5 protein-coding genes are annotated in these 7,300 nt (G+C 60.3%); 3 read left to right on the top strand and 2 right to left on the bottom strand.

What is annotated here, in order from left to right:
- The first annotated feature begins 60 nt into the window (after positions 1 to 60).
- The 3 genes from ATO11_RS19275 to ATO11_RS19265 are packed head-to-tail and all read left to right on the top strand — an operon-like array spanning position 61 to position 6,026.
- Entirely contained in the window at positions 61 to 3,288 is a 3,228-nt protein-coding gene (locus ATO11_RS19275; protein WP_082176475.1) for an Eco57I restriction-modification methylase domain-containing protein, read from the top strand.
- Complete coding sequence (locus ATO11_RS19270) at positions 3,272 to 5,248, top strand: chromosome segregation protein SMC (RefSeq protein ID WP_050532557.1); 1,977 nt, start codon at positions 3,272 to 3,274, stop codon at positions 5,246 to 5,248. Before ATO11_RS19275 ends, ATO11_RS19270 begins: the two co-directional genes overlap by 17 nt.
- A 13-nt stretch (positions 5,249 to 5,261) precedes the next feature.
- Positions 5,262 to 6,026 carry an HNH endonuclease gene (locus tag ATO11_RS19265; protein ID WP_050532556.1) on the top strand — a complete coding sequence of 255 codons (765 nt, stop codon included), beginning with the start codon at positions 5,262 to 5,264 and terminating at the stop codon, positions 6,024 to 6,026.
- Positions 6,027 to 6,194: 168 nt separating this feature from the next.
- Here ATO11_RS19265 and ATO11_RS19260 read toward each other — a convergent pair whose 3' ends face one another.
- Together ATO11_RS19260 and ATO11_RS19255 are read right to left on the bottom strand one after the other, a co-directional pair.
- A complete protein-coding gene (locus ATO11_RS19260) occupies positions 6,195 to 6,863 on the bottom strand; it encodes an RES family NAD+ phosphorylase (protein WP_423212722.1) in 669 nt (222 codons plus the stop codon).
- 17 nt (positions 6,864 to 6,880) lie between these two features.
- Complete coding sequence (locus ATO11_RS19255) at positions 6,881 to 7,294, bottom strand: MbcA/ParS/Xre antitoxin family protein (protein WP_050532555.1); 414 nt, start codon at positions 7,292 to 7,294, stop codon at positions 6,881 to 6,883.
- Positions 7,295 to 7,300: the final 6 nt, after the last annotated feature.

The following is a 7,300-nucleotide window of genomic DNA, read 5'->3' as shown; positions in this document are numbered from 1 at the left end:
ACTCTCCGGTAAACCCGGGGCGGTTCAGAGCTTGGCTCGGTCTACGAGTCCCTCCTCGAACTGCAGCCCCAGCTGGCAGACGACGGCAAGACGCTCGTCTTCGCCTCCGAAGCGGCCGAGCAGAAGGGCAACCAGCGCAAGACCACCGGCTCCTACTACACGCCCGATAGCCTCGTTCAGGCGTTGCTCGATACTGCGCTCGACCCCGTGCTCGACAAGACCGAGACCGAGGCGGACGATCCCGGCAAGGCGCTACTGAAACTGTCGGTCATCGACCCCGCCTGCGGCTCGGGCCACTTCCTGCTGGCCGCCGCCCGCCGCATCGCCACGCGGCTCGCCCGCATCCGCGCCGAGGGCACGCCCTCGCTCGCCGACTTCCGCCATGCCCTGCGCGATGTCGCGCGCTGCTGCATCCACGGGGTGGATCGCAACCCGATGGCGGTGGAGCTGACCAAGGTCGCGCTCTGGATCGAGACGGTGGACCCTGGCCTTCCCCTCGGTTTTTTCGACGCGCAGATCCGCTGTGGCGACGCACTTTTGGGGGTGTTCGACCTGAAGGTTCTGGAGGATGGCATCCCCGACGCCGCCTACAAGCCGCTCACAGGTGACGACAAGGACATCGCCAGCATCTACAGGAAGATCAACGCCGCGGCGAAATCCGGACAGGCCGGGTTCGACTTCGGGACCGGGCTCAACAAACTGCCAGAGACCAAGCCGTTCGCTGTCGACTTCTCAGGCTTCCGCGATTTGCCCGAAGACACGTTGGACGAAATCGGTGCCAAAGCTGCGCGCTTCAAGGAGCTTCGCAAGAAGCAGGACTTTGTCCGTGCAAAGGCGGCGTGCGACCTTTTCATTGCAGCATTCCTGCTACCCAAGACTGGCAACGCCCCAACAGGTCCGTCCGAGCGAACCGTCCCGACGACCGAAGAGATCTGGATGGCGCTCAACCAAGGCAAAATCCGGAATGCAATGCTCGATGCTCCAAAAGCTGCTCGTGAGGCTCGGGCCTTTCACTGGCCCCTAGAGTTTCCCGATATCATGCAGCGTGGAGGCTTCGACGTCGTCCTTGGTAACCCGCCATGGGAGCGCGTCAAACTTCAGGAGCAAGAGTTCTTTGCCCTTCGCGACGCCGAAATCGCCACGGCGAAGAATGCCGCGGCCCGCAAGAGACTTATCGACCAGTTGGACGAGACGAACCCGCGCCTTGCGAAGGAATGGCAGGATGCGTTGCGGACGGCCGCGACCGAAAGCCATTTCATGCGAGAATCCGGCCGCTTCCCTCGCGGCGGTGTCGGCGACGTGAACACTTACGCGGTATTCACCGATCATTTCTGGCAGCTCACGAAGGCCACCGGGTACGCGGGCCTAATTATCCCCACCGGCCTTGTCAGCGGTTTTACTTACCGCGCCTTCCTCGGAGAGCTTCTAAGTACAAAGTCTCTCGTCGCGTTCTATGGCTTCGAGAACGAGGATCTGATCTTCCCGCATATCACCAACAAGGTGAAGTTTGGTCTGCTCACGATGGCTGGACGTGCTGTCGGCATCGAGCAGCCGTGGTTCACGGCGCATATCCGTCAGCCGTCGGAGATCGCCGATCCGGAAAAGCGCTACTCGCTGACTGTCGATGAGATCAGGGCCATCAATCCCAACACCCTGAACCTCCCGGCCTTCCGCTGGTCGCGCGACGCGAAAGTCACGGCGGCGATCCACATGGCGGCGCCGATCCTTATCGAGAAGGATGGAAATACAGTCACCGCGAATCCTTGGCAGGTATCAATGTCAACGCTCTTTCATATGTCGGGTGATTCAGAACACTTTTTGGATCACAATGATGTCGCGAGCCAAATCAAGGCTCGAGAAGGAGCTCTCGCGAAACTCAAGGATGGCCGGAGAGTTTTCCCTCTATACGAAGGAAAGATGTACTGGAACTTCGACCATAGATACGGAACGTATGAGGGGCAAACTGAAAACCAAGCCAATAAGGGTGTTTTGCCTCGTGTCACGAAGGAACTTCACGACGATCCCAACTACAGAATTGAACCCAGGTATTGGGTCGAGGAGGCGCTAACAAACACCAAATTGGCGGATGAAGCAGAAAGATCTTGGTTCTTTTCATGGCGCGACGTTGGCATCTCAGAGCGCACGCTAATAGGGACCATTATTCCCAAGACAGCGGCCGGGCATGTAGCCCCTGTTATGTTCTCGAAACTTGAGCAAAGTAGATTTGCGTTATTGTGCACAACACTCGGTACGCTCGTTGTTGATTATGCCATTCGCCAAAAGACGATGCGCCTGAGCTTCTTTGTATTGGAACAAGCACCGATCTTGGCTCCGAGCTCTTTCGATAATGAATTGCCATGGCTCGGTGCGACGCCCGCTAACTGGTTATCCCCGCGTGTCCTTGAGCTCTGCTATACAAATGTAGAACTAACGCAATTCGCGCGAGACCTAGGGTTCGAGGGCGCTCCATTCAGATGGTCCGAAGATCGACGCCCGACTCTACAAGCAGAAATCGACGCAGCCATGCTGCACTTTTACGGGTTGAACCGCGAACAATCGGAATGGGTGCTCAACTCCTTCACCGTGCTCCGGAAGTACGAGGAGCGTGACCACAACGAGTTCCGCACCAAACGACTGGTTCTGACGGCCTACGACGCTATGGCAGCGGCCAAGGCATCAGGCACTGCATACCAGACGCCTATGTACCAGCCCCCGGCAGACATCAGCCTCTGTCATAGTGCGGACGTCTCCAAGTATGCTCAGGTCCAGCGTCCCATCGAGGTTACGCCGCTTGGGCAACTTCCGGACGCCGCATGGGCGCGCGCGGCACCGTCACCACAGCACGATCCGTCCGCCGCACTCGCTGCGATTCTGAAGTCGCTGGATGGCCCGACGCCGATCCGCACAATTCGTCTGACCGCCGCGATCATGCTGGAGCCCCACCTCTTGACGCCGATCCTTTCACCTGAGGATCAGACCCAATGGCGGCGGCTGGTGGGCCAAGAGGCAGAGCCCCGCTCTGGAAATGTCGTCGGCTTCTCGGGCCGAACCACGCCGGGATGGAATGCCGCCATCACCAACCATCGAGGCAACGGTCGACTGCTAGAAGACATCGCGGCGAGAACGTGGACTCCAGGCACAGGTCTGGAAGCTTTTGACACGTCGGGCTGGCCAGAAGGGCGCGCAAGGTTTGTGCTCGACGCGCTGCAAAACCTGGACATCGATGCAACCGTGAACGCTGCTCCTGCCGAAGTCCGAGACTGGATCGCAAATGCCGCAGCAGGATGATCTCTTCCCGGTTCCGCCACTAAGCGTTGAAGTTCCGAAAAGCCAGACGGAGCCGAGGCTCTGGGTACGACGGCTCAAGATCTGGAAGGAGCCGGGCGGCGAGGTCATTCGGGACATCGAGTTACGGCCAGGGCTCAACATCATCTGGTCGCCAGACGGAGATGACGATCCCGATGGGGGTGGCCGGGCCATCGGCCATGGCAGTGGAAAGACGCTGTTCTGCCGTTTGCTGCGCTATTGCCTCGGCGAAGTCCGCTTCGCAGACGAGGTCCAGCGCGATGCCATTTCCACCGCTTTTCTGAATGGCGTCGTCGGGGCTGAGGTGATGCTTGACGGAGTGTGCTGGGCGGTAGCGAGGCCACTCGGCATCGGTCGCAAGCACTTCGCTGTTGAAGTCGGCAACCTCGACGTCGTTGCGAAGATGGAGGGAACGGCTACGGGCATAGAGCCGCTGATCGACGCCATCGAAGCCGCGATCCTCGGCGATGGCACCTCCCGGTTGGCCAGGCTCTCAGCTGGTCAGCGGGCTTGGCCGATCGCCCTCGCGTGGGCGGCACGCGATCAGGAATGCCGTTTCGACGACGTCTTAGATTGGCGTTCATCTGCATCAGGATCGGATGCGCCGCAGCCGGCAAGTGGTGATGCCAAAGGACCTCGATTGCTCGCGATGCGGGCGTTCTTGAACGCAATCACGGATGAAGAGCAGGCTGCACGCCGCGGCGAGCAGGATCTGGCAAGCCAACTTGATCAAGCAAAACGGCAACGGTCGTTCCTCGAATGGGATCAAGCGCGGCGCGTGGAGCGCCTCGTTCGCGATCTCGGTCTTGGCGATACATCCCTGCCTGATATGCCGCTTCTTCTGGACTCCTTGAAGTCGGCCGCGAAGGAGAAACTTGCCGCCGTGACAAGACTCCCATCGGGGGTTGGCGCGGAGCTCGATGACGCCAGGCGCACTTTGCAAGATGCGCGCACTACGCTGCGCAATCTTGAACTGAAGGCCGCTGAACTCGACGCGAGATTGCCTCTCGAAGAAAAGCTACTCGCACAGATGAGCAGTGAAATTCCGGGACTCTCCGCAGCCGCCCAGTCCGCGGCTAGTCAGGTCTGTCCCATCTGCGAGGTGCCAATCGACACAGCGCTCGCGGAAGGCTGCAAGCTGTCTCACAAACTACCCGACCAAGCACAGTGTCGTGCCCGGCTGGAGGCAAAACGCGAGGACATCGATACTCAGAAAAACGAAATTGCGGGCATTAAGGATGAAATTGGCGCCCTGAAGCCCGCAATCGCTCTGGCGAGCCAAACGGCTAAACAGGCAGAGGATCGGGTGGATCGCCTCGAAAAGGCCGCTGACGCTCGAAACACAAGCTGGCGAACTGCCACTCGAGGTGTTGAGGATGTTCAGCGAGCGGCAGAAATCGTCGATGAGGTCGCGCGTGCGGAAGCTGCTATCAGAAAACTGGAAGACGCGTTGCAGGGCACCCGCGAACAGCTTCGAGGCTTCGAGGACAAGCAGGCAAAGGCTATCGGCGCTGTATCCCAGAAGTTTTCAGCGATCATTCGGCGTCTGCTCGGTGAAGACGCCAAGGGCTTTGTGCGTCTGACTGGTAAAGGCCTTGAGATTGCTGTTGAAGCCGGGGGCGATAGGCGAACGGCTGCCATTCAGTCTTTGAAAGTGCTCGCCTTCGATCTGGCTTGTCTCTGTTTGAGCGTTGAGGGCCGCACGCGGATCCCCGCCTTTCTGATCCACGACAGTCCGCGCGAGGCCGACTTGGGGCAAACGATCTATGATGAGCATTTCCGGCTATTGCATGAGCTCGAGGAGAAGCTGGCGGGTCTGACTTTTCAGTATCTGATTACAACGACAACAAGGCCACCTCATGATGTCAACATAGATCCTTGGCGACGTGCGGTATTGCGCGGTGCGCCTGGCCGCGACCGATTGTTGGGCTGTGACCTATGAGGATCAATATGCAATGATCGAAGCGCCGCAGCCCTTCGTCATCCGCCAGGAATGCGACAAGGTCGCGTTCCAGAATGGATTTCGCCGGAAGCTGGGTGAAAACGAGGGCTGGGCGTGCTTCAGCTCCACCACGGTGCCCGGCAAGATCCATCTCGCTGCGGCAGGCGCACAGGGTCCGTGGTTTCTCGCCCTCGATCACACAGGCGTCATTGAAGAGCTGGATATACCCGCGGTGGACATGCCGGGACCAGCTCTTGCCCGCTACGCCTGCGAGACGCTGGCGCAAATCTATTCCGTGTTGCCACGCATCTACCAGCTAGCGGCAAGCCTTCCTGATGCACCGCTTCGGGAGTTCCAGACGAAGGTCAAAGATCTGCCGAAAACGACCGACGCCGAACGACTCGTCGTTCAGCGGATCGGCCAGGACATCTTCCGCTCGGGTCTGATCGAGTATTGGCAGGGGCGATGCCCGCTGACCGGCATTACCGATACCGCACTGCTGCGCGCATCGCACATAATTCCATGGAAGGATTGCTCGAGCGATGCGGAGCGCCTCGACGTCCATAACGGACTCCTGCTGTCCGCCTTGTGGGACGCCGCTTTTGATCGCGGACTAGTGGCCTTCGATGACGACGGGGAGCCGCAATTCTCACCTTCCCTGAGCGAGAACGCTCGGAGTGCACTGCGGTGGCATGGTCCGATCCCTTTAACGGAAAAGCATCGTCATCAACTCGCGTGGCACCGAAGCGAGGTATTTGATCGAGTAGGTCGCAAATAGATTCTCGCATTTACTAGATTTTGAACACTGGCTCATTTCAACTTAGGCGCACGCCAACCTCAATTGGTTCAATGAAATTGGTTTCGGCGCCATCGCCCCGGATTTGTAGGGATCTCGGAAAATGCGTCAGATAACAAACGGTGGACGATAGGAAAACAACGTGTAGCGTCACGACACCCGCCAAACCTCGCCATCATCCAACCGCTTCACGTAATCCACACGCTCCCCATCCCAGTGATACGCGAAATGAGCCCCTTGGGTCGGGATCGGGATCACGTCGGGCCAGAAGACCGCGATGCATTGACCCTCGGGAAAGCGCACGCTGGGCCATGTGATGCCGTTCGATCCGGCCGCGCGGCGCTCTGCTCCGAAGAGTTGCGAGGGACGGTAGTCGTCGGGATCCAGCAGGTCGGCGCGGGCCGTGGCATCGTCGAGATCGGCGTCGATCGACCCGATCAGCTCGCGGAACTGCGAGGTCCAGCCCGGCGCTTCGTCTGTCGCGCACATGAAGCGGGCGTGGTGATGGGCGGTCTCGGCAATCGCCACCTCGGTGCGGTCGCCCGCATAGTAGAGGCCGAAGCTGCCGTCCGAGAACCGTCCGGGCCTGAGCGGCGAGCAATGCACGAAGGGCGCCATGACCCAGCTCGCACCGGGGCCGGTCACGCGGCGGGCGACGGGCACCTTGGAGAGATCGCCGATGCTCTCGCGGATGCGCGGGTTGAACTTGGCCTCGGCCGAGGCCAGTGCCTCCCAATCGGCCGGATCGGCGATGTCCTCGAAGAGGTCGATGGGCGGGTGGATCGAACGGATGATGCGGACCGTGCGCGGCCAGGTCACGCGCCGGACAGGGACATTCACCAGGCACCCCGTTCGGCATCGAGATAGGCCCGCAGGTCGATCAGGTCGGTGATCTCGCCTCGGAGCATGACGTCCAGTGCGCTTCGGCCCGCGAAGGCGGCGTTCGGCTTGCGGATCCACGCATAGCCCCGGGCAGGGTCGGTGAAGAGAGTGCGCAGCGCCTTGTGGATCCCCATCAGGATCGCCATGCGCGCGCGCAGGTCGCGGTCGATCCGGCCGATATCGCCTGTCTTCCAGCGCGCCCAGGTCCGTTGCGCCATGTCGCCCAGCAAGGTGCGGGCTTCGGCATCGGTCAGCTCCCAGGCCCGGAACAGGTTGACGGTGGTGCGCGCCAGTGCCGCGGCCTCCTCGTCGGTGATGACGGGAAGATCGGTGCGGGCGGTGACGGGCTGGATCGTGGCGAACTGCATGGCTTT

The organism is Pseudaestuariivita atlantica, assembly GCF_001205715.1.
Classification (GTDB): domain Bacteria; phylum Pseudomonadota; class Alphaproteobacteria; order Rhodobacterales; family Rhodobacteraceae; genus Pseudaestuariivita; species Pseudaestuariivita atlantica.
This window is presented reverse-complemented; position numbering and strand designations above follow the sequence as displayed.